The 23156-nt window shown below is 67.7% G+C and carries 25 protein-coding genes and 1 tRNA gene; 14 read left to right on the top strand and 12 right to left on the bottom strand.

All coding sequences use genetic code 11. From position 1 onward, the window contains the following. Positions 1-67: 67 nt before the first annotated feature. The gene (locus tag Q8K84_RS08420) at positions 68-2314 is read right to left on the bottom strand and encodes an MHYT domain-containing protein (RefSeq protein ID WP_305282159.1); all 2247 of its coding nucleotides are present in this window, start codon (positions 2312-2314) and stop codon (positions 68-70) included. Between the two features lie 183 nt (positions 2315-2497). Beyond that, the gene (locus Q8K84_RS08415) at positions 2498-3592 is read right to left on the bottom strand and encodes a sensor histidine kinase (RefSeq protein ID WP_305282158.1); all 1095 of its coding nucleotides are present in this window, start codon (positions 3590-3592) and stop codon (positions 2498-2500) included. A gap of 174 nt (positions 3593-3766) precedes the next feature. On the opposite strand from Q8K84_RS08415, the gene Q8K84_RS08410 reads away from it, so the two are divergent. Further along, on the top strand, positions 3767-4414 hold the full coding sequence (locus tag Q8K84_RS08410) for a glutathione S-transferase family protein (RefSeq protein ID WP_305282156.1): 648 nt from the start codon (positions 3767-3769) through the stop codon (positions 4412-4414). A gap of 48 nt (positions 4415-4462) precedes the next feature. Beyond that, complete coding sequence (lepA, locus tag Q8K84_RS08405) at positions 4463-6268, top strand: translation elongation factor 4 (RefSeq protein WP_305282155.1); 1806 nt, start codon at positions 4463-4465, stop codon at positions 6266-6268. Positions 6269-6298: 30 nt separating this feature from the next. Here the strand turns inward: lepA and Q8K84_RS08400 are convergent, their stop codons facing one another. Continuing rightward, positions 6299-7576, bottom strand: coding sequence for a sulfatase (locus Q8K84_RS08400; RefSeq protein WP_305282154.1), 1278 nt, complete (start codon positions 7574-7576; stop codon positions 6299-6301). A gap of 138 nt (positions 7577-7714) precedes the next feature. On the opposite strand from Q8K84_RS08400, the gene Q8K84_RS08395 reads away from it, so the two are divergent. Continuing rightward, entirely contained in the window at positions 7715-8254 is a 540-nt protein-coding gene (locus tag Q8K84_RS08395; protein WP_305282153.1) for a hypothetical protein, read from the top strand. A 33-nt stretch (positions 8255-8287) separates the two neighbouring features. On the opposite strand, the gene Q8K84_RS08390 is transcribed toward Q8K84_RS08395, so the two are convergent. Further along, positions 8288-8776 (bottom strand): pyridoxamine 5'-phosphate oxidase family protein, encoded by a 489-nt coding sequence (locus Q8K84_RS08390; RefSeq protein WP_305282152.1) that lies wholly within the window; start codon positions 8774-8776, stop codon positions 8288-8290. A gap of 82 nt (positions 8777-8858) precedes the next feature. After that, entirely contained in the window at positions 8859-9752 is an 894-nt protein-coding gene (locus Q8K84_RS08385) for a phytanoyl-CoA dioxygenase family protein (protein ID WP_305282151.1), read from the bottom strand. A gap of 169 nt (positions 9753-9921) precedes the next feature. On the opposite strand from Q8K84_RS08385, the gene Q8K84_RS08380 reads away from it, so the two are divergent. From Q8K84_RS08380 to Q8K84_RS08355, 6 genes are all read left to right on the top strand, one after another. Then, on the top strand, positions 9922-10107 hold the full coding sequence (locus tag Q8K84_RS08380) for a YegP family protein (protein ID WP_305282150.1): 186 nt from the start codon (positions 9922-9924) through the stop codon (positions 10105-10107). A 94-nt stretch (positions 10108-10201) separates the two neighbouring features. Then, a complete protein-coding gene (locus Q8K84_RS08375) occupies positions 10202-10339 on the top strand; it encodes an entericidin A/B family lipoprotein (protein ID WP_305282149.1) in 138 nt (45 codons plus the stop codon). 72 nt (positions 10340-10411) lie between these two features. Further along, on the top strand, positions 10412-10819 hold the full coding sequence (locus tag Q8K84_RS08370) for a DUF983 domain-containing protein (protein WP_305282148.1): 408 nt from the start codon (positions 10412-10414) through the stop codon (positions 10817-10819). A 132-nt stretch (positions 10820-10951) separates the two neighbouring features. After that, positions 10952-11110 carry a DUF3309 family protein gene (locus tag Q8K84_RS08365; protein ID WP_305282147.1) on the top strand — a complete coding sequence of 53 codons (159 nt, stop codon included), beginning with the start codon at positions 10952-10954 and terminating at the stop codon, positions 11108-11110. A gap of 105 nt (positions 11111-11215) precedes the next feature. Then, the gene (locus tag Q8K84_RS08360) at positions 11216-12550 is read left to right on the top strand and encodes an MFS transporter (protein WP_305282146.1); all 1335 of its coding nucleotides are present in this window, start codon (positions 11216-11218) and stop codon (positions 12548-12550) included. A gap of 10 nt (positions 12551-12560) precedes the next feature. Next, a complete protein-coding gene (locus tag Q8K84_RS08355; protein ID WP_305282145.1) occupies positions 12561-13319 on the top strand; it encodes a DUF599 domain-containing protein in 759 nt (252 codons plus the stop codon). Between the two features lie 6 nt (positions 13320-13325). Here Q8K84_RS08355 and Q8K84_RS08350 read toward each other — a convergent pair whose 3' ends face one another. The 3 genes from Q8K84_RS08350 to msrA all read right to left on the bottom strand — a co-directional run bounded on the left by Q8K84_RS08350 (position 13326) and on the right by msrA (position 14865). Next, positions 13326-13784, bottom strand: a complete 459-nt coding sequence (locus tag Q8K84_RS08350; protein WP_305282144.1) for a DoxX family protein — start codon at positions 13782-13784, stop codon at positions 13326-13328. Positions 13785-13870: 86 nt separating this feature from the next. Further along, on the bottom strand, positions 13871-14218 hold the full coding sequence (locus Q8K84_RS08345) for an MmcQ/YjbR family DNA-binding protein (protein WP_305282143.1): 348 nt from the start codon (positions 14216-14218) through the stop codon (positions 13871-13873). Continuing rightward, positions 14215-14865 carry a peptide-methionine (S)-S-oxide reductase MsrA gene (msrA, locus tag Q8K84_RS08340; RefSeq protein WP_305282142.1) on the bottom strand — a complete coding sequence of 217 codons (651 nt, stop codon included), beginning with the start codon at positions 14863-14865 and terminating at the stop codon, positions 14215-14217. The genes Q8K84_RS08345 and msrA overlap by 4 nt, the downstream gene beginning before the upstream one ends. A 138-nt stretch (positions 14866-15003) precedes the next feature. On the opposite strand from msrA, the gene Q8K84_RS08335 reads away from it, so the two are divergent. Continuing rightward, a tRNA-Ser gene (locus tag Q8K84_RS08335) sits at positions 15004-15093 on the top strand. A gap of 218 nt (positions 15094-15311) precedes the next feature. Further along, positions 15312-15539 (top strand): hypothetical protein, encoded by a 228-nt coding sequence (locus tag Q8K84_RS08330; protein ID WP_305282141.1) that lies wholly within the window; start codon positions 15312-15314, stop codon positions 15537-15539. Between the two features lie 41 nt (positions 15540-15580). On the opposite strand, the gene Q8K84_RS08325 is transcribed toward Q8K84_RS08330, so the two are convergent. The 4 genes from Q8K84_RS08325 to Q8K84_RS08310 form a co-directional block, all read right to left on the bottom strand. Continuing rightward, positions 15581-16423, bottom strand: a complete 843-nt coding sequence (locus tag Q8K84_RS08325) for a hypothetical protein (RefSeq protein WP_305282140.1) — start codon at positions 16421-16423, stop codon at positions 15581-15583. A gap of 57 nt (positions 16424-16480) precedes the next feature. Then, the gene (locus Q8K84_RS08320) at positions 16481-16897 is read right to left on the bottom strand and encodes a hypothetical protein (protein ID WP_305282139.1); all 417 of its coding nucleotides are present in this window, start codon (positions 16895-16897) and stop codon (positions 16481-16483) included. Then, on the bottom strand, positions 16894-17463 hold the full coding sequence (locus tag Q8K84_RS08315) for a hypothetical protein (protein ID WP_305282138.1): 570 nt from the start codon (positions 17461-17463) through the stop codon (positions 16894-16896). Before Q8K84_RS08315 ends, Q8K84_RS08320 begins: the two co-directional genes overlap by 4 nt. A 741-nt stretch (positions 17464-18204) precedes the next feature. Continuing rightward, positions 18205-18909, bottom strand: a complete 705-nt coding sequence (locus Q8K84_RS08310) for an arylesterase (protein WP_305282137.1) — start codon at positions 18907-18909, stop codon at positions 18205-18207. A gap of 67 nt (positions 18910-18976) precedes the next feature. Here Q8K84_RS08310 and Q8K84_RS08305 point away from each other — a divergent pair, with 67 nt between their 5' ends. Genes Q8K84_RS08305 through Q8K84_RS08295 form a run of 3 tightly spaced genes read left to right on the top strand, consistent with a single transcriptional unit; the run spans position 18977 to position 23147 of the window. After that, positions 18977-19684, top strand: coding sequence for an ABC transporter ATP-binding protein (locus tag Q8K84_RS08305; RefSeq protein ID WP_305282136.1), 708 nt, complete (start codon positions 18977-18979; stop codon positions 19682-19684). After that, a complete protein-coding gene (locus Q8K84_RS08300; RefSeq protein WP_305282135.1) occupies positions 19681-22197 on the top strand; it encodes an ABC transporter permease in 2517 nt (838 codons plus the stop codon). The genes Q8K84_RS08305 and Q8K84_RS08300 overlap by 4 nt, the downstream gene beginning before the upstream one ends. A 14-nt stretch (positions 22198-22211) precedes the next feature. After that, positions 22212-23147, top strand: a complete 936-nt coding sequence (locus Q8K84_RS08295) for an NAD(P)/FAD-dependent oxidoreductase (RefSeq protein ID WP_305282134.1) — start codon at positions 22212-22214, stop codon at positions 23145-23147. Positions 23148-23156 lie beyond the last annotated feature (9 nt).

The following is a 23156-nucleotide window of genomic DNA, read 5'->3' as shown; positions in this document are numbered from 1 at the left end:
ATGTTGTCACGACGACCCCGGGAAGGCCCGTCGGAAACACGCGACACCGGTGGCCGGATCCGCAAGGTCAAATCGCCGAAGCGACGCTCTCTTCGGGTTCTCCTGGCTCCAGGACGCCCATGATCGCCGCAAGAAGCTCTCCGGCGCGCAGGGGTTTGGCGACGGCGCCATCCATGCCGGCGGCCCCATACTCCTGCAACTGATGGGTCATGACATTGGCGGTCACCGCCAGAATCGGCGTGCGCGCCAGATGCTGCTCACGCTCGAGTCCACGAATGGCGCAGGTGGCTTCGACCCCATTCATCCCCGGCATTTGAATGTCCATCAGCACCAGGTCGAAGCCGCCCTGGGTGAAGGCGTCAACGGCTGCGCGGCCATTCTCGGTCAGGACCAGCTCGGCCCCCAAGGGCGCCAGGAGGGCGCTCAACACCTGCTGGTTGGTCGGATTGTCCTCCGCCGCGAGAATCCGCAGGGGGCGCGGCGCCTGAACCAGGGCCGGGGGTGTCGAGACGCTGCGCGCCAAGGGCAGGGCCAGGGTGAAGGTCGAGCCTTCGCCCTTGTGGCTCACCACCCGCAACGCGCCACCCATCAATCCAGTGAGGTGGTGCGCCATGGCCAGGCCGAGGCCCGCGCCCCCGTGGCGTCGCGTGGGCGAAGCGTCCATCTGGGCGAAGATCTTGAAGAGATGCTCAACCTGTCCCTCGGCCATGCCAATGCCGGTGTCCTGCACGGAGATGACCACCTCGGCCTCATCCACGGAAAGCCCGGCCTGGACCCTGACCTCGCCATGCTCGGTGAACTTCAGACCATTGGACGCCAGGGCGCCGACCACCTGCGCGATCCGTGCGCCGTCCCCGCGCCAGAGACCGTTCAGCGCCGGGGAGATGTCGACCACGAAGTTCACCGATCTGGGCGCCGCCTCGGCCGCCAACGGCGCACAGACGGCGCGGATGCGTGCGGCGAGATCGAAGTCCTCAGTCTCAAGTTCCAGGCGTCCCGCCTCAATCTTGGCGATGTCGAGGACGTCGTTCAGCAGGGTCAGCAGGGTGGCCCCCGACTCGCGGATGATCGTCAGCCGCTCGCGCTGGTCTTCACCAAGCGGGTGTTGCGCCATGACCTGGGCCATGCCCAGCATGCCGTTCAGCGGCGTTCGGATCTCGTGGCTCATATTGGACAGGAAGTCGCTCTTGGCGCGGCTGGCGGCTTCAGCAGCGTCCCGGGCCCGACCCAGGGCCTCGGTGGCCAATGTCTGGGCCGTGACGTCATGCATCACCACCACAAAACCCCCGTCAGTGGTGTCGCCCATCTCGATACGAAGCACCCGTTCATCGGGGGTGGGGAAGGCGCCCTGGGCGACGATGGCGTCAAGAGCCGACCGCGACAGGCGTTCCCCCTTCAGGACCGGGCGGAGAGCCTCGGAGTCTGACAGGCGCTCGCCCATGCTGTTGATGGGCATCCCCTCGTAGGGCTCAACCCCGTACAGGGCGAGTATCTGCGCAAAGGGGGCGTTCCAGAAGGTGAGCCGCCGGGTGGAGTCAAAAAAGGCGAGCGCCGAAGGGGCGCTGTCGAGGGCGCCGCCCAGGGCGTCCAGGGTCGCTCGCTGGGTCAGGCGCTCAATGAGCTGAATGGCGATCGCCGCCCCCAGGATCAGGACGACCGCAGACCCCGTGGCGAAGGCCAGGACCTGCCGGCTGATCAGGTCGCCGTCCAGGGCCAGACCCGGGTCTGGCCGCAGTATGACCGCGCCCATGGCTGAGAAGTGCAGGCTGCAGATGGTGGCGGCCATCAGGATCGGTCCAGCCCGCAGCGACCGGGCCCGTCCCTGGTCCAACATGAAGGCGAGGCTCGCGCCGGCGATCCCGATGACGCAGGCGACGGCCGCCAGATTGAGGTTCCAGGTGACCTCGGCCGGCAGGCGGACCGCAGCCACCCCCATATAGTGCATGACCGCCACGGAGCCGCCGGCGACGAGGCCGCCCGTCAGGGCGAGGGCCGGGGCGCCTCTGCCGCGGACAATGGTGAAGGCGGCTGTCATGCCCAACACAGGCGCGACCATTGAGGCCAGGGTCAGGTCCAAGCGATAGCCGATGTCCAGCATCGGCTGATAGGCGAGCATCGCCATGAAGTGCGTGGCCCAGACGCCCATCCCGGCGATGAATCCAGGGCCGATCATCCAGATCGACGGGCGGCGGGACGAAACGGCGCGGTGATAGCTGCCAAAGCTCGCCATGGCCGATGCGATACAGATCGCCGCTGCGATCAGGACGAGCCACGGGTCGTGCTCGTCGCGCAGGCAAGTGATGACGGCATACATAATTCGGCTAGGCCTCCTGAGTTTGGCTTAGCCAACTGGCTCACAGGCAATCCTTAATTGCGTTCGACGAACGGCGCAGCGGTGCGATATGCCGCAGCCCGCACGGCGCCATTGAAACTTTCGCGGGATCCAGAAATTTGATCGCGTGGTGACCGTAGAAGCGGGTCTGTTTGAGCGAACGCGTCAGGCCAGGGCGGCGGTCGGGAAGGTCCAGCCTGCAGGATAGAAGGCCGGGGTGATCGGCGCGCGAATGGCGCATACCAGACCTTCAGTCTCGAACTGCAGCCCAACCTTTCCGCCGAGCTCGCCGGCGATCCCCTGTTCCAGCAGCCGCGATCCGAAGCCCCTCTGGCGGGGCGGATCAACCTGCGGCCCGCCGGTTTCTCGCCAGGATATGGCGATCGTCTCGGCCACAACGTCGATTGTGGTCTCGATGCGGACCTCGCCACCTTGTGACCATGCGCCGTATTTCAGGGCGTTGGTGGCTAGCTCATGCAAGGCCATGCCCAGGCTGACGGCTGTGTTCGGCGACAGGGTCAGGTCCGGGCCGTCCAGGCGGAAGGGCTGGCCATAGTGGGCCAGGCTCGCCCGAACCAGATCGGCGAAGGAGGCCCCCTCCCAGCTGCGCTTGACCAGCAGGTTGTGGGTCGATGACAGGGCCATCAGGCGCTCGACAAAGGTTGCCTTCACCGCTTGGGGCTCGGCTTCGCGGCTCAGGGTCTGGACGGCGATGGACTGGACCGAGGCCAGGGTGTTCTTCACCCGGTGGTTCAATTCGTCCAGCAGCAGCTTCTGGCGGGCCTCGTGCTCGCGCATCTCCACCATGGTGTCCATGGCCGCCCGAAGCTCGGTCAGGGCGGCGTCCCGTTCCGCAATGCGGCGCTCAAGTTCGGTGGGGGAGGGCAGCGCGATGACCCGGGGCAACAGGGGCCAAAGCGCGAAGGCGGTGACCACCGAGACCGTCGCCGTTAGGGCCTTGATCAGCGCCTCGATCCCGTAGTCCGGGTTCCAGAGGGTCCAGACCATCATGAAATGTGTGACGCCGCACAGCATGATGAAGCCGACGAACATCCAGATCGCCCAGCTGAACTTCACGTCCCGCCGATGCCAGAGGAAGACTCCCAGCGCCAAGGGGATCGAGAAATAGGCGATCCCGATCAGGATGTCGGAGATGGCGTGGGTCCAGATCAGCTCCGGCCGCCACATCAGACAGATGCCGTGGGGATTCAGGGCGTTCGAGTTGAAGAAGTAGGCGATCGAGTCCCGCAAGCCGCTCATTTTCCAAGCCTCTCTGTCGCGCAGGATCACGGTCGTGGGCTTCGCGGGTTGCGTCCAGTGTCTTCGCCCTGCGCGGGGACAGGCGGTCCTCTTGTTCGTGGCCTGGTGGCGAACCCAACAAAGGCCTGTCGCAGGATCGGCCCTAGCTACCGCCATCAATGAGGGGAGCGGAGCATGCTGACGGTCTGGGGGCGCGCTGATTCATCGGCGACGGCGCGGGTGATGTGGGCGCTGGGAGAGACAGGCCTGGCGCACCAGAGGCGGGACTGGGGCGGGGCGTATGGCGGCGGAGACGACCCCGACTATCGCAAGATCAGTCCCCACGGGCGCATCCCGGCGGTTACCGACGACGATGGCTTTGCGCTCTGGGAGTCAAACACCATCATCCGTTGGCTCGCCGCGGCCTGCCCTGAGGCTCACCTCCTGCCCGCCGAGGCGGGCGCGCGCTGGCAGGCCGAGGCTTGGATGGATTGGGCTGCGGCGCCTGGCCGTGCGGTCGGCGCGGTGCGCACGGCCTATCGTCGCCAGACCCCCGAGCCCGCCGAGATGCGTCAGACCATTGCGGCGGCGACGGAGACCCTGGGCGTCCTCGACGTCCAGCTTCGCGACCAGACCTTCGTCATCGGCGATCAGCTCAGTATCGCCGACCTGGCCCTGGGGGTGATCGTTCATCGCTGGTTTCGCATTCCAGACACCCTGGAGCGCCCGGCTTTGCCCGATCTCGCGGCGTGGTACGGCCGCCTGTGCGCCCGTCCGGCCTACGTCCAGCATGTGGTGGGCGCGGTCAGCGTGCGGGCCCAGAACGTCGGCATGGTCGCCTGAGGCCCTTCGACCCCTCGCGGATTTTCACAGGTGTGCTAGAGGCGGGCCATGTCGACCCCGCTCTCGCGCATCCGCAACTTCTCCATCGTGGCTCACATCGACCACGGAAAATCCACCCTGTCCGACCGGCTCATCCAGGAGACCGGCGGCCTCACCCAGCGTGAGATGAAGGAGCAGGTGCTCGACTCCATGGAGATCGAGCGCGAGCGCGGCATCACCATCAAGGCCCAGACCGTCCGCCTGAACTACAAGGCCAAGGACGGGGAGACCTATGTCCTGAACCTGATGGACACCCCTGGCCATGTGGACTTCGCCTATGAGGTCAGCCGGTCGCTGGCGGCCTGCGAGGGTTCGATCCTGGTGGTGGATTCCAGTCAGGGCGTCGAGGCTCAGACCCTGGCCAATGTCTATCAGGCCATCGACAACAACCACGAGATCGTGCCGGTCCTGAACAAGATCGACCTGCCGGCCGCCGAGCCCGAACGGGTGCGCGAGCAGATCGAGGATGTCATCGGCATCGACGCCAGCGAGGCCATTCTCTGCTCGGCCAAGACCGGGGTTGGCATCGCCGACCTGCTGGAGGCCATCGTCACCCGCCTGCCGGCGCCCAAGGGCGACCGGGACGCGCCGCTGAAGGCCTTGCTGGTCGATGCCTGGTACGACGCCTATCTCGGGGTCATCGTTCTGGTGCGGGTCATCGACGGCACGCTGAAGGCCGGCCAGAAGGTGAAGATGATGCAGAACGGCTCCACCTATCAGGTGGACCGGCTGGGCGTCTTCCTGCCGAAACAGACCGAGACCGAGGAGCTGGGCCCCGGCGAGATCGGCTTCATCACCGCCCAGATCAAGGAAGTGGCCGACGCCGCCGTCGGCGACACCATCACCGACGAGAAGCGTCCCACCACCCAGGCCCTGACCGGCTTCCGCGAAGCCCAGCCGGTGGTGTTCTGCGGCCTATTCCCGGTGGACGCCAACGACTTCGAGGACCTGCGGGCCGCCATCGGCCGCCTGCGCCTGAACGACGCCAGCTTCTCCTACGAGATGGAGACCAGTGCGGCTCTCGGCTTCGGCTTCCGTTGCGGGTTCTTGGGCCTGTTGCACCTGGAGATCATTCAGGAGCGGCTCTCCCGCGAGTTCGACCTCGACCTGATCGCCACGGCCCCCAGCGTGGTCTACCGCGTGCAACTGAACAACGGCGAGGAGATGGAGCTCCATAACCCCGCTGACCTGCCTGATCCCGTGCGCATCGACACCATCGCCGAGCCCTGGATCAAGGCCACCATCCTGACGCCCGACGAGCATCTCGGCTCGATTATCAAGCTCTGCCAGGACCGCCGCGGCGAGCAGCGGGAACTGTCCTATGTCGGCTCCCGGGCGCTGGTGGTCTACGATTTGCCCCTGAACGAGGTGGTGTTCGACTTCTATGACCGCCTGAAATCGATCTCCAAGGGCTACGCCTCCTTCGACTACGCGATCGAGGGATACAGGGTGGGCGACCTGGTGAAGATGTCGATCCTGGTCAACGCCGAGCCGGTGGACGCGCTCTCCATGCTGGTCCACCGCAACCGCGCCGAGATGCGCGGCCGGGCCATGGTCGAGCGGATGAAGGACCTGATCCCGCCGCACCAGTTCCAGATCCCGATCCAGGCGGCCATCGGGGGCCGCATCGTCGCCCGTGAGACCATCCGCGCCCTGCGCAAGGACGTGACGGCCAAGTGCTACGGCGGCGACGCCAGCCGCAAGCGCAAGCTGCTGGACAAGCAGAAGGCCGGCAAGAAGCGCATGCGTCAGTTCGGCAAGGTGGAAATCCCGCAGGAAGCCTTCATCGCCGCCCTGAAGATGGACGCCGACTAGGGCTGAGCGAGCCCGGTCGCGGCCGCTTCCTCAGTCTCTCCACGTCTCCGCGCTCTCCGGCGCCTTGGCCGGCGGCTTAGCTTCTGCAAAGGGGGCGTATTTGGCGCGGGCTTCAGTGACCCGGCGGGCCATGTCTTTGGCGACGTCGGGGTGGCGCGACAGCAGGGAGTAGGTCTCGCCTGGATCGACGCTGAGGTCGAACAGCAGCGGGTAACGGTGCTGGTCCAGCGGGATGTCCATGGTCCGGTAGTAGGACCGCACCACATATTTCCAGCGCGGCGTGCGCACAGCGGCCACATGCAGGTTGTCGAACAGGATCACCTGGTCGTGGGGCGAGGGCTCCCCGCGCATCAGCACTCCTGAGAGGTCGGCGCCGTCGATCCCCGCGGCTGGCGTCTGCACACCGGCCATGGCCGTCAAGGTTGGCAGCAGGTCGAGATTGCTGGCCAAGGCGTCGGTGACCGTCCCGGCGGGAATCGTTCCTGGCCGCCAGGCGATGAAGGGAACGCGATAGCCGCCCTCCCAGGCCGCCCCGCCCTTGCGGTCGCGGAAGGGGCCAGACGAGCCCTCGAACCAGGGGCCGTTGTCGGAGGTGAAGACCACCAGGGTGTCTTCGGCCAACCCCATGGCTTCCAGCCTGCGCAGCAGACGGCCCACCTGGGCGTCCACCTCCTCCACGACCTCGCCGTAGTCGCCGGCCGGGGAGCCCTGCGGGTCGTCGGGATTGGGCCGCAGGGGCACGTGCGGCGCGGTCAGGGCCAGCAGGATGAAGAAGGGCTCGTCCCGATGGGCCTCGACGAAGGCGGTGGTCGCTTCGAAGAAGTGCTGGGTCAGCTTGGCGAAGTCGGCCTTGGACTCGCTCATCGCCGCCTCCCCCACACCGTCGAACAGGGTGAGGGGCCGCATATCGTGGCTGTAGGGCAGGCCCATGAAGCGGTCGAAGCCGAACCGCTGCGGCGGCCAGTGGGGCGAGACGTGCCCCAGGTGCCACTTGCCGATCAGGGCGGTGGCGTAGTCGGGCTTCAGCAGCCGCGGAATGGTCGGGGCCTCAGGCGGCAGGCCATTGGTGTCAGCCGGCTGGATCACTTCGCGGGCCAGGCCATGGCGGATGGCGTAGCCGCCGGTCAGCAGGCCTGCGCGGGACGGCGTGCAGACATTGGCCGAGGCGTAGAAGTCGGTGAGCCGCGCCCCCTCAGCGGCCATCCGGTCCAACTCTGGGGTGCGGATCAGGGTCCCGCCATCGCAGCCGATGTCCCCATAGCCTAGGTCGTCGGCCAGGATGACGATGAAGTTGGGCTTGCGCGGCATCGAAGTGTCCTCCCGGGATCGGGACGGTCTTGCGCCGTCGCCTGGTGAAGGTTGCCCGCAAACGGGCGCTGGACGCAATCTCGGGGCTGGAGCCTCCGCCTCATGGGAACCAATCACCGCGCCCGTCCTTGTGCCGGGATGACCAAGTCCAGCCGCACCCGCCGACTCTCGCCCCTTCTGGCCGCCCTCGTGCTGGCCGCCTGCTCGCGGGGCGCGGAAGAGCAGCCCGCGCCGACCCCTCCGCCTGCGTCTGAGGCGACCGCTCCATCCCCGGACCCCATCGGCGGCACGGTCGGCGGCGATGGCTCGGCCATTGAGCTTCAGGTCCTCACCGCTGAGGACCTGAACGCCGAGACCCTGCCGGGCGAACTGGCCTGCAGTTTCGCGCGCGCGGACGACGGGGTTCTGCTGCTGGTCAGGGGAGATGTCGCCTCGGGCGAAGCCGCCGTCGGTGTGGTCAAGGTCTCAGGCTATGTGGAGCGGGTCGCCGCCCCTGGGGGCTTTGACGCCATGCTGGAGGGCGCGAGCTTCGCGGGCCAGGGCAAGACGGTCGCGGTCGAGGTCACCGGTCAGGCCACGGGCGGCGGCGAATCGCCGCCACGCCCGGCCACCTTGACCTATCAGCGCGCCGATGGCGCCAGCCGGGTCTTTGACGGTTTGTGGACCTGCGGCCCCTGACAAGGCCAGGGGCCGCCCGGTTCTGACGGAGGTCTAGCTCAGGCGAACTTCACCGACCTTGTCGGCATAGTCCTGCTTGGGGTCCCTGCCCATCATGACCTTGATCCCGGCGAACAGGCTGTGTTCGTTGAGCCAGATCTGAGCGCGTTCGGGCTCGAACCGAAGAAGCTGAAGCTTCGGATCATCCTTGCCGCCCTCGTACCAGGCCGCCACGAACGGGTTCCAAAGTCGCTCGATGGCGTCGCGGTCGTTGTCGGGAACGAGCCGGCCGTGGATCGTCGCGAACAGCTCGTGATCCTTCGAGGCAAAGTGCGCCGTCGCCCGGTGGCCGGCGCCCGCGGCCTGGACCAGGTCCACCCCCTTGGCGCTGAAGATCCAGATCGGACCGCCTTCGTCGCCTTCGATCTGGGCGGTCATCGGTTGGCTATGGCCCTCTTCGACCTCGGTCAGGCCGAGCATCAGGGTGCGGTCGGATTTGAGGGCTTTCCAGAACTTGGCTTCGAGTTTGGCGAGGTCGGCCATGGGCGGGCTCCTTGGGATGTGACGTTGATCCCAGCCGAACGGCGCCGGAGCCGCAGACGTTCCCCAGGCGTTCCCCAGCCGTTCAGCCGCCCCGCACCTGTGCGCCGAGGGCCGCCAGATCCTCCGCCGAGCCGAACACCGCGCCCTCGGCCCCGCCGCGCAGGGCGAAGGTCGGCGGCACGAGTTCCGGGCCTTCTCCGGCCGGCAGGGGCGGGGTGTAGTAGCCCAGGGCATAGCCGCCCAGAGTGTAGCCCAGGAGGTCCTGCAACTCCGGCGACAAGGTGCGGGCGATCTCCGGCGGGCAGGCCAGGTACTGGTTCTCCTCCTGCCGCAGCCAGCCCAGGGCGTAGGTCAGGTTGAGGCCCCAGCGGTCCTGATCGCTGTGGTTCGCGCCGCCGCCGTGGAAGACACTGCCCGTATAGACCAGGACTGAGCCGGCCTTCATCACCGCCTGGGTGATCTCATGGGGCTGCGCCTTGCGCTCGTCGGGCCAGGCCGACGAGCCGGGGACCACCCGGGTCGCCCCGTTTTCCGCCGTGAAGTCGGTCAGGGCCCAGATGGTGTTGAGCTGCGGTTCAATCCCCTTCAGGTGCGCGCCCCAGGCCCAGCGGTCGCGATGGATGGGCTGGGCGCCCTGTCCGGGCATGATCCGGATCAATTGGGTCAGATGGAGCTGCCAGCGTTCGCAATTGGCCTTGAGAAGGTGCGCGCACAGGCTGGCAATTCGTGGATCGACCACCGCCTGCCGGACCGCCGGAGACCGGGCCACCAGGGCGCCGGTGCGGGTCGTCCGGACACCGGTGAAGCCGTCGCGCCCCTCTGGCGTCGCCATCACATAGGGGGAAAGCTCGGCCGCCATCTCAGCCACGGCCTTCGGGCTGAGGGCCTCGTCCAGGATGAGGGCCCCATCGCGGTCGAGAACCTCGGTCATGGCTTCGGCCGGCGCATCGGCCGGCAGGTGGACAAGCTCGGGCACGGGCGTCTCCCCGGGGGCTGGTCTGAGCTGCGGAGGCCTCGCCCCCTGATGGGCGTCCGCTGAGCCTCACAATGGCGCCATTGAGCCGAGCGTCCAGAGCAGTTGCCCGCGGGGTCTTTGCGGGGCAAGCTTGGCCGCAGCGCGCATCAAGCGCCGCTGGGAGGGCGACATGGCCTACAAGTTCGAGATCTTCAAAGACAAGGCTGGCGAGTTCCGGGTCCGCTTCCGGGCCTCCAACGGCGAGATCATGTTTTCGTCCGAGGGCTATGCCGCCAAGGCCAGCGCGAAGAACATGATCGAATCGATCAAGAAAAACGCGCCTGACGCCGATGTGGTGGACGAAAGCGCGGGCTGAGAAGGCTCAATTCCGTTGATCGCCGGCCATGGCCCGGCTTAGATCGACGCAAAGCCTGGCCATGGGGCCAAGTCTGAACGGAGCGCGACCTTACATGAGCAAGGTGTTGATCATGGCTGCGATGGCGGCGGCGCTGCTGGTCTCGGCCTGCAACACGGTGGCCGGGGTCGGCCGCGACATGCAGGCGGCTGGAACTGCGGTGAAGAACACCGCCGAAGAGGTCAGCCGCTAGAGCAGACCAGGGGATGAAAAAGCCGCCGTGTGCGGCTTGGTCGCCCTTCCATCCGCGGCGGGGCGGTCGCATATGGAGCCCATGAACACGCCCCAGCGCCCCGGCCTCCTGACCGCCTTGAACCGGGGCCTCAAGGGCCGATGCCCTGCCTGCGGCGAAGGCAAGCTATTCTGGCGCTATCTCAAGGTGGAGGCCGCCTGTCCCGCCTGTGGGCATGATCTGGCCCAGTATCCGGCCGATGACGGCCCGGCCTATTTTACGATCCTGATCGTCGGTCATCTCATTGTCGCGCCGCTGCTTTTGTTTCCCTTCATCTGGCAGGCGCCCGTCGCGCTTGTGCTGGTCGCAACCCTTGCGCCCCTGACCGCGGCCACCCTGATCCTGCTGCCCCGCATCAAGGGGGCCTTCATCGGCGGACTCTACGCCCTGGGGGTCAAGGAGAAGGACTCGGCCATGCACACGGCTGACGCCGCCGACTAGGCGCCAATCCGGAGCGGTCGAGCCCCGCGTTACTGAACCTTGGCGGCGGCAAGCGGAACCTTGACTGCGCGCCACCGTTCCTTCTGCCGCGAGCGCCCGCTGGGGTGCGCTCTTGAGGCGGGAACACTGAACATGTCGCTTGGCACAATTCTCCTGATCATTTTGATCATCGCGCTGGTTGGCTCGCTGCCGACCTGGGGCCACAGCCGTAGCTGGGGTTATTTCCCTTCTGGCGGCCTGGGCCTTGTCCTGGTGGTCGTGCTGATCCTGGTCCTGATGGGTCGAATCTAGCGTCAAGCCGCTAGCCGCCGCCAGCGTCAGGCCTCAAGAGGGCTTCCGCTGGCGGCCGCACCTCCCTAGCATCCCGCTCCTCACGACGGGGCTGGGGGGGACGGCATGAGCGCGACGGAAACAGGCGCGGACTCACAGGCCCCGCCTGGCCTGCTTGTGCCGGGGCTCACGCCCCTTCAGAGGCTGAAGGCGATCGCCGGCGGCTCGGCTGGCAATCTTGTCGAATGGTACGACTGGTTCGCCTATTCGTCGTTCGCCCTCTATTTCGCACCGCACTTCTTCCCCTCAGGCGATCCGACCTCGCAACTTCTGCAGGCCGCGGCGGTGTTCGCCATCGGCTTCCTCGCCAGGCCCCTGGGCGCGTGGCTGATGGGGCTCTATGCCGACCGGGCCGGCCGCAAGGCCGCGCTCAGCCTGTCGGTGGCCATGATGTGCGCGGGCTCAGGGATCATCGCCATCATCCCCGACTATGCGATGATTGGCGTCGCCGCCCCGGCCATTCTCCTGATGGCTCGCCTGCTGCAGGGCCTCTCGGTGGGCGGAGAATATGGCGCCAGCGCCACCTACCTGTCTGAGATGGCGGGCAAGACGCGCCGCGGCTTCTGGTCCAGCTTCCAGTTCGTGACCCTGATTTCCGGCCAGCTCCTCGCCCTGGGCATCCTGATGCTCCTGCAGCGGGTGATGCCCACCGAGGACCTGGAGTCCTGGGGCTGGCGCATTCCGTTCGTCATCGGGGCCCTGCTGGCCGTGGTGGTGTTCTGGATCCGTCGAGGCCTGGAGGAAAGCGCCTCGTTCAAGAACGCTCAGGCCTCTGGCGCGGAGCGGGCGCGGACCATGATGCTGTTCACCCATCATCCTTGGGAGACCACCGCCATCTTCCTGCTGACCGCCGGCGGCTCGCTCGCCTTCTATGCGTACACGACCTACATGCAGAAGTTCCTGGTCAACACCACTGGCTTCACCAAGGAGACGGCGACCAACATCACGGCCGCCGCCCTGGTGGTCTATCTGTTTATCCTGCCCCTGTTTGGCTGGCTGTCGGACAAGTGGGGCCGGCGGACCAACCTGGCCTTCACCTTCGGCGCCGGGATGCTGTTGACCTATCCGATCATGACCGCCATGGCCGGCGTCACAGAGCCGCTGATGGCCTTCGCCCTCATGGTGGTCCTGATCGTCATCATCGCCGGCTATACATCGGTCAGCGCCGTGACCAAGGCCGAGCTGTTTCCCGCCCATGTGCGGGCGCTCGGTGTCGCGCTCCCCTACGCCATGGCCAACGCCGTATTCGGCGGCACCGCCGAGGCCGTGGCTCTGGGGTTCAAGGGCGAGGGGATGGAAAGCGCCTTCTACATCTATGTCTCGGCCATCATGGGGGTGGGGCTGATCACCTCGCTCCTGCTCCGCGACAGCCGTCGCCATAGCCGTATCCTGGAGGACTAGGACCCCACCCATGCTCGGCCTGCAGCTCTCGACCCTGGACACTGTCGCGCTCGTCGTCTTCGCGGTGGCGTGGCTGGCCTATGAGCCCCTGGTCAAGGCCGCGCTCGGACGACGGCACATGATCAACCTCGATATGGCGGTGGTCCGGACGGCCTGGATGGGCGCCATGGCGCGGCGGGAAAGTCGGCTGATGGACAGCCAGCTCCTGGGGCACACCATCAATTCCGCCTCCTTCTTCGCCTCGTCAAACCTGATCCTGATCGCCGGCGCCTCCGGGGTGCTGTTCGGCGGTGAGTCAGCCTTCCGCAGCGCGTCCAGCCTGGTGGTGATCGAGACCTCGACCCGGCTGCTGTTCGAGGTGCAGATCGCCCTGGTCCTGGTGACCCTCGCCCGGGGACTGCTCGACTTCATCTGGGCGATCCGCCAGCTCAACTACACCATCGCGGTGGTCGGGGCGGCGCCGGACGAGGTTGCGGGGGTGTCGAAGGTTTACGGGGATGCGGCGGGGCGGCTGCTTAACCCAGCCCTCTCAGCCTTCAATGCTGGGGTGCGCGGCTATTACTTCGCCCTGGCGGCGGCCAGCTGGATTTTCGGCCCGACGGCCTTCATCGTCGCGACCCTGGGCGCGGTCGCGGTGCTGGTCTGGCGCCAGCGAGCGTCAGCCGCCGCCCACGCCATCGCCGAGATCCGGCAGATTCTGGAAACCGCCCCCGTGGTCGAGGCCAGCCGCACCTCAGCCAAGCCTATCGAGGAGACCCCGTCAGCCTGACGTGGTTCACCGGCCCACCAGCAAGGCGCGCAGGTTGAAGGGGCCGGGCCCCCGCGCCAGCATGCCCAGACCGATCAGGGCCAGCAGCACAGCCGGTATGGCTGCGTCCAGTCCGTCGCTCCGCAGCGCGAAGACCGCGGTGATGGTGAACATTATGGCGCAGACCAGGCCGGCCCAACGGGTGAGCAGGCCGGCGATGAAGGCCAGGCCACAGGCCATCTGGACGTAGACGGCGATCCGAACCGCGAGCTCTGACCAGAGGACCCCTTGTGCAGACTGGGCCCCGGCGAGGGCCCAGATGGCCCCAGGGGTGGTCAGGGCCGACCAGACGTTCCACACCAGATAGGCGCCCACCACCAGTCGGGTCACGAGCCGAGCCCAGGGTTCGATCCAGCGCAACCAGGACAGGTTGAGCCACCGCGGCCAGGGGGGTGTCCAGGGGGCGGAGTCAGGGGGGTCAGACAAGGCCGCCTTGCACCCTGAGATTGTGGTTTTCAATATTCCATGCTGAGCAAAGCATGTTCCCCGGCGCCTGGGGAGGGGCCGTGATCTCAGCTTTGGGTAGGGCTCAGCGCTTGGCGCTGCGCGCGTGTCAGACCTTTGACGACCAGGGCATGGGCCTGGGCCAGCCAGTCAGCGATGTCCTGTGGCTCAAGAACTGAGGGATCATCAAACCGAACCCACCGGGCCCGGGCCAGATAGGGCGCCGGCCGGGCCTGACCGCCCTCCACAAGCGCTTGGAAGGCGATGTCAGAGGCCTTGAACGATAGACCCCCATCGGCGGCGATGATCGCGAAGATCTTGCCGCCCACCTTGATCACATGGGCCTCGCCCCACTGGATGCTGAGGGTAGCGCCCGGCAGGGCGAGAGCCACGGCTTCCATGGCCTGGGGGCTCACGCCTCGACGCCGGTCCCGATGGGGCAGGTCACGCCTGTGCCGCCGATGCCGCAATAGCCCCCCGGATTCTTCGCCAGATACTGCTGATGATAGTCCTCGGCGAAATAGAAGGGGCCGGTCTCGACGATCTCGCTGGTGATCGGCCCCAGACCCTTGGCCGACAGGGCCTGCTGATAGACGCCCTTACTGGCGGCCGCGGCAGCGCCCTGAGCCTCGTTGGCCACATAGACGCCCGACCGGTACTGGGTGCCTACATCGCCCCCCTGGCGCATGCCTTGTGTCGGATCGTGACCTTCCCAGAACACCTTCAGCAGTTGCTCATAGGTCACAATGCGGGGATCGAAGATCACCAGCACCGCCTCGGTGTGGCCGGTGCGCCCGCTGCACACTTCCTCATAGGTGGGATTGGGGGTGAAGCCGTTCACATAGCCAGCGGCGGTCACATGCACGCCGGGGATCTGCCAGAACAGGCGCTCGACCCCCCAGAAACAGCCCATGGCGAAGACGGCGGCCTCTGAGCCCTCAGGATAGGGTCCCTGCAGGGGCTGGCCGTTGACGAAATGGGTCTCGGCGGTGGGGATCGGCTGGCCTCGGCCGGGCAGGGCGGTCTGCGCCGTGGGCATCTCAGCGGGCTTGCGGAACAACATGGCGACCTCGGGCGGATAGGGATGGCTCTTGTTCCTACAGATAGGACGCCACAGGTCAGACGAACAGGGCCGCTTGCCCCGAGCGCCCACCTCGCTATATAGACGCCCTTCCGCCGGGGGGCCGCCCCCGACCGGTGTGGTGAGGTGGCCGAGTGGTTGAAGGCGCACGCCTGGAAAGCGTGTATAGGGGAAACTCTATCGAGGGTTCGAATCCCTCTCTCACCGCCACCGGCCCAGAGCGTCGTCAATCTCTCCCGAGACGCAGAAACGGCCCATGAGGCGGGGCCTTTCCCGCTTCCTGTTTGAGCGCTGGCGGGGAATCGCCACCGTGATTCGAGCGATGGCCGCTCTGTGGGTCCTCGTTTCCTTTCCCCCAGGTTCCCTACGACCTCTTCCTCGCCCGGCGCGAACCCGGTGCGAGGCTCGAAGACGCCGAGCGTTGGGTTGTGGTCGGCAATCTGCCGTCGATGCATTTCGAGACGGATGACACGCCGACGCCGGCTCTTGCGCTGCGGCTCTACTGCGCGATCGCGCAGGACTGGGCCGACAACGTTGTCGCCGGTCGCGATCTGTCGGAAAGCTACCCCATTCCGGTCGCTCAGACCCCTGAACTCGCGGAAAACCTTCTCGGCCGCGTCGACTTCAGTCGGACCAAGCTGATCCCTCTGGCATAGCGCCAGATCGCATGCGGGGCGAACCCCAGCCAGACTGAGATTCAACCCTCCGCCATTTCGCGCAGGTCAAGCTCGGCGGCGATGTAGCCGAAGGCGAAGCGGCTGCGGCCTTGCAGGATCTGTTCGAAGACCTCGCGGGCCCGGTCGACCTCCCCATTGTAGAGATACCAGTTGCCCACCCCGTAGCCCTGGGTGGCGTAGATGGTCTCTAGATCATGGATCACCTGGGAGCCCTTGTCGGGGCTCAGCAGGTCCTCCGGCGCCAGCTCGCCCCGGTACATCCGCAGGCGACGGTAATAGGACGGCCCCTCGACGAAGGCCTCGTCGGCCAGGCCCTCGGGAACGGTCTCCAGCACGAGCGCCGCCGCCGCCTCGTCGCCCTTACGGCGCAGGGTCATGTAGAGCCAGTCGTGGCAGGCGGTCAGCCCGTCATAGTCATCCTCGCGTACCCACGTGAGGCACTGGCGATAGGCCGCTTCGGCCCCATCCCACTCGCGAAGCAGGTAGTGGGCCAGCGCCAGATGGTACCAGGTGTTGAACTGGATGCTGGTGGGCGGCACGGGCAGTTCATTGTCTGGGCCGTCGGGCTCGATCCATTCGGCCATGCCCTCGATCAGGTCCGCAGCGCGGGCGAGGTCAGCCTTGCCCTCAACGAAGCGCCTCGTGGACAAATAGCGATGCCCCCGCTGACGCAGCAGTTCGAAGGAGTCTGGAAACCGCTCCAGGCCTTCACTGAACACCGCGATGGCTTCCTCGATCCGATACCGGAATCCCAGCACTCGCCCGTACCAGACGGTGTTGGCCAGGGAGGGATCGGCCTCGTATCGGGCCTGGGCGCGCTCAAGGGTGCGGCGGGAACGGTCTCGGATGCTGTCTTCGCTCATGGAGACAGTAGGGCGGCCGATCCCCGCCTTTGCAAGCGGGGCCGGCGGGTCACGCACTCATTCTACGACGGGCGTAGGCGTCGTGGTCCGGTCATTGAGGGAGCCGGACCAGCCTATGTTCCTGAAGCGAGGATCGGCGTTCAACGCTGAATTCAGCTGGGCCAAGAATGTCGGGAAATTCTTGCTTCTCCAGAGTCCGAACGCTTCCTTGGCGTGGAGATGGCATTCATTCTCAAACACACGGGCGATGAATAGCTCATAGGTGTATCGGCCGTCCCTGACGTTGAGCCGCCAACCATGATCGTCCTGAATAGGCCCCGAGACCTCATATCCAAGCGGCCTCAGGATTGTGGCCCAGGCTTCGGCAATGTTCTGGCCGGCAGGCACAATCTCTTCGAAATCAACAGACTCGTCGCCCTCGACGCCGTCATAGGGCAGTTCAGTTTCGAACTCTGCAAACGGCCTGATCTTCACCGTGCGTCCTCCTCGCCTTCCGCTGACTGTATGGTCGATCCCGTCGCCGCGCCAAGCCCGCCCACCCGAGCCTTCAGAGGCTCGGGTGTCCCGTACCAGATGCGGCCAAGTTGGCCATGCCGTTTCAAGCCAAGCTTCTTTCCGCTCCAGCCGCCGTTGAGTACTTTCGTCCCATGGAAATGAGGGTCAACCTCGAAATGGCGTTCGTAGAAGTCGCCCCGTGTAATGCCGGGTGGCCTTAAAATATTGAATTCGCTCTCGGAAAAGACTGCCGGAAGCTTCCACCGTCGTGCGACAGCGTGGTGACCCTTGTTTCGCTGCGGGTAAGGCTTTGCCAAGTGGGCGGCCTGGGCCGGCGCGAATCCCTGTGCGAGATACTTCTCGACAGGGGAGGCTTTAACCGCCCCAAGGATCTTTGTGCTCTTGGCGAGTGGACCGCCAAAAGCGAGAGAACCCACATCAAAGACTAGCCCGCCCTGGTTCAGCCCGATGTCGAGTCGGCGCTGCAGTTCTTCCCTCAACGTCGGCGCCACCGGCGTCGCACTGGGGGCCAGATCGAGCCACATTTTATGGCCGAGACCCCGCGCGTCCTTGATAACTATCCTAGGGTCATTGACTCCCCGGGCAACGTATTCGAGCCCTCGACCTGCGGCGTTCCCAAATTGCTCGCCCGCAGTCCCACCGGGAGGGCTCAACAATCTATCTAGTACAGGGTGCCGAACTCGGACCGCAAACACGGCGGCGTTGGCCAATCCTTCGACTGCAAGAGCGCCACTTCTCAAAAGGCCGACCGGAATGGCGCCTTGTTGCACCAGGTGGCCCGCTACGGCTTTCGCGGCCGCGCTACCATCCAGATTAGACTCCACCCGGGATGCAAAAGATTGGCCGGTTGGTCGTGGCGACCCGCCGGATGGCTGTCGCCTTACAGCCGGCTTAGGTGCCAGATCGAGTTGCGCCTGGGCGCGGGCAACCTTCTCTTGCAGCCGAACGGCCGCGTCGTTCGCGGCCTCTTGAGCGCGACGAAACGCTCGCTCAGCGGCAGCCTGAGCCTCTCCACCCCTGCGGGCGAGCTCCTGTCTGGCTTGATCGCTGAACGCGTCGATTGTCCCGAGCACGCCACCGCGCGCCAGCTGAAATCTGACCATGTCGCCCCACCAAGTTGTTGAACGCGAGGGGCGCGCCTTTAAGGTCGCCACCACCGCACGACGTTCTCACGAGCGGCAATTAAAGTAAAGAACAAAAAGAGAACAATTGGCCTTGCGTCTTTCATCCTTCGGCCAGTCCTGACCAATCGGGTAGGACGCCTCCTAGTCCCCCGCTAACGCCGCCGTGACCGCCGGGGCGAGGCGCTGGGCGATGATCTTCACCCCGGCCGCATTGGGATGGATGCCGTCAGGCTGGTTTAGGTCGGGGTCCAGGGCGACGCCGTCGAGCAGGAAGGGGTAGAGCGGGACCTCATAGGCGCGGGCGAGGTCTTCGAACACCGCGGCGAAATCGGCGGCGTAGGCGCCGTAGCTGGGGGGCGCCTGCATGCCGGCGAGCAGAACGGGCACGCCGCGGGCCTGCAGTCGGGTGATGATCGCCTCCAGACTGGCGCGCATGCGGGCCGGCTCGATCCCCTGCAGCAGGTCGTTGCCGCCCAGCGCCACGATGCAGAGATCGGTGTCGTCCTGGATGCTGAAGTCGACCCGGGCCAGGGCGCCCGCAGTGGTGTCGCCGGAAACGCCGGCCGCCCGCACCCGCACGGGCGTTCCCGCGGCCGTGAGCGCCGCCTCCAGTTGGGCGGGCAGGGCCTCACGGGCGGGCAGCCCGTAGCCGGCGGTGATGGAGTCTCCCAACAGGGCGACCACCGGCAGGTCGGCGCTGGCGTCCGGCTCAGGCGATGGCGGCGCCGCGCCCGGTTTGGCCGGCGGCGCGGGCTGTTCAGTCTCGCGTCCACAGGCCGCCGCGCCCAGCGCCAGGGCGCCCAGCAGAACAGTTCGACGGGAGAGCAAGGTTCGGGGTGCGATCATGGCTGTGCTTCCCCATATAGGGCGACCGGGCGGGCATGGAACGCTTAAGCCCGCCATCGGGAGCCCCATGACCGAAAACCTGCCCCCATCCCCGCCTCTGGCCGTCCAGTCCCTGACGCTCAGCCTGCCCTCCGTGGCCGGTCCGGTGAACATCCTTCGCGGGGTCGATCTGACCGTCTCGGCCGGGGAGACGGTGGCGGTGATCGGCCCGTCGGGCTCGGGCAAGTCATCGCTGATCTCGGTGGCCGCCGGGCTGGAGACGCCGACCAGCGGGAACGTGCGCCTGTTTGGCCAGGATCTCGGCGCCCTGGACGAGGACGGCCGCGCCCGCCTGCGCCGTGGCCGGGTGGGGCTGGTCTTCCAGAGCTTCCATCTGCTGCCCAACATGACCGCCCGCGAAAATGTCGCCGCCCCCCTGGAGCTGGCGGGGCGGGCCGACGCCATGTCCGAGGCCGAGGACTGGCTGGACAAGGTCGGGCTGGGCGCCCGGCTCACCCACTATCCGCACCAGCTGTCGGGGGGCGAGCAGCAGCGGGTGGCGCTCGCCCGCGCGCTGACGGTTCGGCCCGAGCTGCTGTTCGCCGACGAGCCGACCGGAAATCTCGACGCCGCCAACGGCGCCATGGTGGCTGATCTGATGTTCGATCTGCTGGCTCAGGCCGGCGCAGCCCTGGTCCTGGTCACCCACGACGAGACCCTGGCCGCCCGCGCCGACCGTATCGTGCGCATGGCCGACGGCCTGATTGTCCCAACACCTGCCGAGGCTCACGCATGAGGCTCGCCCTGCGGTTCGCCGGGCGGGAGCTGAGGAGCGGGGTCGCGGGGTTCCGCATCTTCCTCGCCTGCCTGGCGCTAGGCGTGGCGGCCATCGCCGCGGCCGGCTCCACGGCCGAGGCCTTTCGCCAGGGTCTGGCCAGCCAGTCCCGGGAGATCCTCGGGGGCGATGTGGTGTTCAGCGTCGACCAGCGGCGCTTCACCGACGACGAGCGGACCGCCTTCGCGGGCCTTGGTCCCAGCGTCTATTCCGTCCGGGCCAACGCCATGGCGGAGACCCCGGCGGGTCAGCGACGGCTGGTGGATGTGCGCGGGGTGGCCGACGGCTATCCCCTGGTCGGCGTCGTCCAGCTGGAGGGCGCTGAAAGTCTGGCCGCGGCCCTGGCGCCGGCAGGCGGCGTACCCGGCGCGGCGGTGGAGCAGGCCTTGCTCGACCGGCTGGACCTGAAGCCCGGCGACACCTTCGCCGTCGGCGGGCGTACCTTGCGGGTTGGCGCCGTGCTGATCTCCGAGCCTGACCGGATCGGCCGGGGCTTTGCGCTGGGTCCCCGGGTGCTCACCGATGTGACGACGGTGGAGGCCGCGGGCCTGCTGGGCGCCGGCGGCCTGTTTGGCGAGGCGGTGCGGGTCCTGCTGCCCGCAGACGCCGACCCCAAGGTGGTGATCGAAGAGGTGCGCGAGGCCTTTCCCGACGCCGTGTTCGAGGCCCGCGACCGGTCCGAGGCCGCCGCCGGCGCCGGCCGGCTGATCGACCAGCTGGAATACTTTCTGGGCTTCATCGGCCTGGCCTCCCTGGTGGCCGGCGGCCTGGGCGTCGGCGGGGCGGTCTCGGCCTATCTGGAGGGGCGCAAGGCCTCCATCGCCACCCTCAAGGCGCTGGGCGCGCAAGGCGTCCTGATCCGCGACATCTATCTGATCCAGATCGGCGTCCTGGCCCTGCTGGGCGTCGCCATCGGTCTGGCCATAGGGGCTGCGACGCCCCTGGTGATCGGCGCCCTGGCCGCCGAGCAGCTGCCCATTCCGGCCCTGTTCGCCGTCTATCCCGAACCCCTGTTCCGCGCCGCGGCCTTCGGGCTGCTGGCGGCGGCGGCCTTTTCCCTGTGGCCTCTGGCCCGGGCCCGGACCACGCCGCCCTCGTCCCTGTTCCGCAAGGAGATGTCGGGGCGCCCGAGCCTCAGCCTGGAGACCGCCCTGGCGGTGGCCGCGGCGCTCGGCCTCGCGGGTCTGGCCATCCTCACCGCGCCTAGCCGTTGGGCGGCCGCAGGTCTGATCGGCGGGGCGGCCGGCGCCTTCCTCGCGCTCAGCCTGTTGGGCCTGGCGGCCGCCTGGGGGGCGGGCCGCGTGCGCCGCTTCGCCCGGGGCGCGGTGCGCCTGGGTCTCGCCAACCTCGCCGGTCCGCGCTCGGCCGCCCGCACAGCCACGCCCGCCATCGGCCTCGGCGTCGCCCTGCTCAGCGCCATCGTCCTGATCCAGTCGAGCCTGCTGGCCCAGGTCAGCGTGGTGGCGCCGGCCACCGCGCCCTCGCTGGTCTTCACCGAGATCCCCGGCGAGCGCACGGCGGCCTTCGACGCGGTGATCGTCGAGGCCCTCAATGAGCCGGGGATAGACCGCTATAACCGCCTGCCGCTGCTCACCGGCCGCATCACCCGCCTGAAGGGACAGCCGGTGGACATCGAGTCCATTGACCGGGGCGAACGTTGGGCCTTTGACGAGGACCTGACCCTGTCGGCCCTGGACGGGGCGCCAGAGGCCTCAAAGGTCACCGCCGGCGCCTGGTGGACGCCCGACTATGCCGGCCCGCCCCTGGTGGCCTTCGAGCAGGACGCCGCCAAGGGCGCAGGACTGAAGGTCGGCGACATGATCACCCTGCAGGTCCTGGGCCGGGAGATCGACGCCCGCATCGCGGTGCTTCGAGAGGTGGACTGGGGCGGCTTTGGGGCCAATTTCGGCGTCATTCTGAACACCGGCGCCATCGCAGGTGCTAGCCCCCGGCACGTGGCCATCGCCATGGCGAGCCGCGACGAGGAGGCCGCCGTCACCCAGGGCCTGGCCGCCGATTTCGCCAGCGTCAATGTCATCAGCATCCGCGACCAGCTGGAACAGGCCGCCACCCTGTTCGACCGCCTGGCGCTCGCCATCCGCGGCGCTGCCGCCGTGGCCGGCGCCGCCGGCGTCCTGGTGCTGATCGGCGCCATTGCGGCTGGCGCCCGCTTCCGCGCCCGGGAGGCCGCGACGCTCAAGGTGCTGGGCGGAACCCGGGGCCAGATCGTCACCGCCTATCTGGTGGAGTACGGCCTGGTGGGCGTGATCGCCGGGATCGCCGGCGCAGCGCTCGGCGCGGCCGGCGCCTGGCCGGTGGTGACCCAGGTCTTCAACGCCGCCTGGAGCGTCGACTGGCCGGTGATCTTAGGCATTCTCGGCGGCACGACGGCGCTGGGCGTCATCGGCGGGGCGCTCGCGGCCTTTGCGGCCCTGTCGCGCAGGCCGGCCGCCGTGCTGCGCGAAGCCGGCTGAAGGATAAGAGACAGATGAAGATCGCCGTCATCGGCGCCGGCATGGCCGGCCTCTCCTGCGCCCAGGCGCTCAGCGCGGCGGGCCACGCCGTCCAGGTGCTCGACAAGGGCCGGGGTCCCGGCGGGCGCATGTCCACCCGGCGCACCGCACTTGAGGCCGGCGAGGTCAGCTTCGACCACGGGGCCCAGTTCTTCACCGTCCGTGATCCCGCCTTCGCCGAGCGCGCCGCCGCCTGGGTCGAGGCCGGCGTCGCCGCGCCCTGGCCTGCGGCCGGACCCGAGGCGATGGTGGGGGTTCCCGGCATGAACGCGCCGATCCGCGCCATGGCCCAGGGGCTCGACGTCACCTGGCAGGCCCGCGTGGACGAGATCGCGCGGGCCGGCGAGGCCTGGCGCCTGGGCGGGGAGGGGTTTGCGCCCTTGAGCGCTGACGCCGTGGTGGTCGCCACCCCCAGCGAACAGGCCGCCGCGCTGCTGGCCGAGGTGGCGCCCGACATGGCCGCCCAGGCCGCCGCCGTGATCTCCGAGCCCTGCTGGACCGTGATGGCCGCCTTCGCCGCGCCCCTGACCTTGCCCGATGTGGTGCGCGAGGCCGGGCCGCTGGCCTGGGCCGCCCGCAACAGCGCCAAGCCCGGCCGCACCGGGCCTGAGGCCTGGGTGCTGCAGGCCTCGCCCGACTGGTCCCGTGATCATCTGGAAGACGCCGCCGACACGGTCGCCGAGGCCCTGCTGGACCTCCTGGCCAAGGCCGAGGGCCAACCCCTGCCGGCGCGCCTCAGCCTCCAGGCCCACCGCTGGCGCTATGCCCGCACCACAGCGCAGGGCGGCGCGCCCCTGTGGTCGGCGGAGATGTGGATCGGCGCCTGCGGCGACTGGTTGGCCCGCGCCCGGGTCGAGGCCGCCTGGCGCTCAGGCCACGACCTCGCCGGGCTGATGCTGGCCGCATCCTGAAGCGACGCG

It is taken from the genome of Phenylobacterium sp. (genome assembly GCF_030679875.1).
Classification (GTDB): Bacteria; Pseudomonadota; Alphaproteobacteria; order Caulobacterales; family Caulobacteraceae; genus Phenylobacterium.
The sequence above is the reverse complement of the archived record's forward strand: the minus strand, read 5'-3'. Positions and strand labels throughout refer to the sequence as shown.

Coding starts and splice junctions, on each gene's coding strand:
- Q8K84_RS08310 (WP_305282137.1), bottom strand. CDS start 18,909: ATGATCGCACCCCGAACCTTGCTCTCCCGTCGAACTGTTCTGCTGGGC.
- Q8K84_RS08370 (WP_305282148.1), top strand. CDS start 10,412: ATGGAGCCCATGAACACGCCCCAGCGCCCCGGCCTCCTGACCGCCTTG.
- Q8K84_RS08295 (WP_305282134.1), top strand. CDS start 22,212: ATGAAGATCGCCGTCATCGGCGCCGGCATGGCCGGCCTCTCCTGCGCC.
- Q8K84_RS08375 (WP_305282149.1), top strand. CDS start 10,202: ATGAGCAAGGTGTTGATCATGGCTGCGATGGCGGCGGCGCTGCTGGTC.
- Q8K84_RS08365 (WP_305282147.1), top strand. CDS start 10,952: ATGTCGCTTGGCACAATTCTCCTGATCATTTTGATCATCGCGCTGGTT.
- Q8K84_RS08325 (WP_305282140.1), bottom strand. CDS start 16,423: ATGAGCGAAGACAGCATCCGAGACCGTTCCCGCCGCACCCTTGAGCGC.
- Q8K84_RS08395 (WP_305282153.1), top strand. CDS start 7,715: ATGACCAAGTCCAGCCGCACCCGCCGACTCTCGCCCCTTCTGGCCGCC.
- Q8K84_RS08415 (WP_305282158.1), bottom strand. CDS start 3,592: ATGAGCGGCTTGCGGGACTCGATCGCCTACTTCTTCAACTCGAACGCC.
- Q8K84_RS08380 (WP_305282150.1), top strand. CDS start 9,922: ATGGCCTACAAGTTCGAGATCTTCAAAGACAAGGCTGGCGAGTTCCGG.
- Q8K84_RS08305 (WP_305282136.1), top strand. CDS start 18,977: ATGACCGAAAACCTGCCCCCATCCCCGCCTCTGGCCGTCCAGTCCCTG.
- Q8K84_RS08420 (WP_305282159.1), bottom strand. CDS start 2,314: ATGTATGCCGTCATCACTTGCCTGCGCGACGAGCACGACCCGTGGCTC.
- Q8K84_RS08355 (WP_305282145.1), top strand. CDS start 12,561: ATGCTCGGCCTGCAGCTCTCGACCCTGGACACTGTCGCGCTCGTCGTC.
- lepA (WP_305282155.1), top strand. CDS start 4,463: ATGTCGACCCCGCTCTCGCGCATCCGCAACTTCTCCATCGTGGCTCAC.
- msrA (WP_305282142.1), bottom strand. CDS start 14,865: ATGTTGTTCCGCAAGCCCGCTGAGATGCCCACGGCGCAGACCGCCCTG.
- Q8K84_RS08315 (WP_305282138.1), bottom strand. CDS start 17,463: ATGTGGCTCGATCTGGCCCCCAGTGCGACGCCGGTGGCGCCGACGTTG.
- Q8K84_RS08410 (WP_305282156.1), top strand. CDS start 3,767: ATGCTGACGGTCTGGGGGCGCGCTGATTCATCGGCGACGGCGCGGGTG.
- Q8K84_RS08400 (WP_305282154.1), bottom strand. CDS start 7,576: ATGCCGCGCAAGCCCAACTTCATCGTCATCCTGGCCGACGACCTAGGC.
- Q8K84_RS08390 (WP_305282152.1), bottom strand. CDS start 8,776: ATGGCCGACCTCGCCAAACTCGAAGCCAAGTTCTGGAAAGCCCTCAAA.
- Q8K84_RS08360 (WP_305282146.1), top strand. CDS start 11,216: ATGAGCGCGACGGAAACAGGCGCGGACTCACAGGCCCCGCCTGGCCTG.
- Q8K84_RS08300 (WP_305282135.1), top strand. CDS start 19,681: ATGAGGCTCGCCCTGCGGTTCGCCGGGCGGGAGCTGAGGAGCGGGGTC.